Source organism: Nocardia farcinica, assembly GCF_029867845.1.
Lineage (GTDB): Bacteria > Actinomycetota > Actinomycetes > Mycobacteriales > Mycobacteriaceae > Nocardia > Nocardia farcinica_A.
The window spans coordinates 1-2,086 of sequence record NZ_JARWRU010000964.1 but is presented as its reverse complement, the minus strand read 5'-3'; the positions used below and the strand labels follow the sequence as shown (position 1 = coordinate 2,086).

General features: G+C 76.7%; 2 protein-coding genes. One reads left to right on the top strand and one right to left on the bottom strand.

From position 1 onward, the window contains the following. The first annotated feature begins 616 nt into the window (after positions 1 to 616). A complete protein-coding gene (locus QH283_RS21225) occupies positions 617 to 772 on the top strand; it encodes a hypothetical protein (RefSeq protein ID WP_280504728.1) in 156 nt (51 codons plus the stop codon). On the opposite strand, the gene QH283_RS21220 is transcribed toward QH283_RS21225, so the two are convergent. Beyond that, the coding region (locus tag QH283_RS21220) for a DUF2339 domain-containing protein (RefSeq protein ID WP_280504727.1) at positions 754 to 2,086 on the bottom strand (1,333 nt) is incomplete at its 5' end. The two genes, QH283_RS21225 and QH283_RS21220, sit on opposite strands and share 19 nt — an antisense overlap.

Below are 2,086 nucleotides of genomic sequence, written 5' to 3'. Positions count from 1 at the left end.
GATTTCCACGCCGCCGTCCGCCGGGCAGGGCCACGGCGGGTCCGGCCGGTCGCTACCGCCGCCGATCGGACCGGAACAGTCCGAGGTCGCCGCGCCCAAACCGCCGCGCCCCGTACCACCCGTCCGGCCGCGTCCGCCCGCCGACGTCTCGATGGGTGAGCCCACCCGTCCGCATCCCGGCGGCCGTCCCGCACCCGCCGGTCCCGGACAGAACGGCACGCCGCGGGCGCCCGGCAGGCCCGCGGGTGGAGCGACTCCTCCCGGTGCACCCGGCGGTTCCGCCACACCCGGCGGACCCGGCACATCCGGCGGACCCGGCACCCCCGGCCGCCCTGGCGCCGGATCGGACGCGCGCGGCGGGGCGTTCGGCACTCCCGGCCCGAGTGTGATCGGCCCCGGCGCACCGTCGAACGGAACCACCGGCATCCCGCCGGCTCACGGCACTCCGCCGATCCGCCCTGGCGCCCACCCGGCCGGACCCCGTCCGGTCCCGAACGGCCCCGGCGCGGGCGGGGGAGATCAGGGTGGCGGCCCTGCCGGACAGGTCCCGCCCGTTCCCGGCGCGGCCGGTCCTGGCCTGCCCGGCGGTGACAACCGGGCCAGCATCGAGAACTGGATGGCCGAACTGCGTTCCTCCCGCAAGCGCCCCCAGGGCGCGGGCGAGGAGGGCCGTGGCGCGCAGCCGGGAGCCGACGACGGCCGCCACCACAGCGGTGACGACCAGTCGGTGAGCGTCGACGAACTGCTGCGCCGTCAGGACGACACGGACTGATCCCCCGCCGGGCCGGGCGCACCGGGCGCGGCGCCGCTGGGCACCGCGTCCCGCTCCCGGCCTGCCCGCTCCCCCGCCTCGGCGAAGGCACGGGCGTAGCGGGTGCCGGTGAGCAGGAGCAGGACGCCGACGGCGAGGAAAGCGCTGACGCGGACGAAGCCGTCGAGCGTGGCCAGATCGAACAGGAACAGCTTGGCGATGGCGGCGGCGGTGAGCAGCAGGCCGGAGCCGAGGGCCACCTTCACGATCGCGCCCGATCCGGCCGAGAGATTGCGCAGGCCGTGGAACAGCGCGCCGGTCGCACCCGCCATCCACAGGATGGTGGCGACACAGTGGCCGACGACGAACCCGTCCGTTCCGCCCGCCGCGACGCCGACGGCGACCGCGGCGGCGCTCACCAGGTACAGCGCGGCCACGCTGGTGGCCACCCACACCACCGGGTTCCCCGCACCGGCCGAGCCTGCCGCCGTGGACATGCGGCGCAGGCTCCACACCGTCGCCGCCAGCACGGCAAGTCCCGCCAGCGCCGTGACGGCGGTGTCGATACCGAGGTGATCCCGCGCGAGCACCCGGGAGGCGAGGACGGCCGGGCCCGCGTCGTCGAGGAAGACCAGGCCGCCGAGGACGGCGAAGGCAGCGCCGAGCACCGCCGCGACGCGCGAACGCTGGTGTCCGGCCACCCCGGAGAAGGCGAGCGCCGCGAGGAAAAGCACCAGCGCCAGCGTCCGCGTATTCGCCCCGCCCACACAGGCTTCCAGCAGCGCGACCGCGCCGAGCACCGCCGCGACCACAGCGGTGTGACTCGTGATCCCGGTCCGTGCGCGGGTGGCGGGCGCCAGGTGGGCGGCGGCGACGGCGAGCAGCACCGCCGCGTAGCAGGCCGCGAGCGCGACGGCGGGCCACCGGTCGAGCAGTGTCGGCGGGGCCACCAGCAGCGGGGCGGCCGCCGCCGCCAGCGCATAGCTCGCGGTCACGTCGGTGGGCCGGATGCGTTGTACCAGCAAGGTTCCCGCCAGCCCGACCACGGCGACGGCGATCGAGGCGGCCAGCACCGCGCCCACGTGCCCGCGCGCATCACTCAGCCCGGCAACCGCGATGAAGGCGACCGTCGCGAACACCACCGGAAGTGTCCGCGCGAGATGCAGATACGGCCAGTCCCGCATCCGGTGCACCGGCAGGCAGCTCAGTTGCGCGACGACGAGGAAACCGAGCAGCACCGGCGCGGTGGTCACGAACGGCGCGGCCCCTGGCCCGCCCCCCCCCCGCAGCCCCCCCCCCGGCGGGGTGTTGAAGCGCCGCCCCACTGCCCCCCCC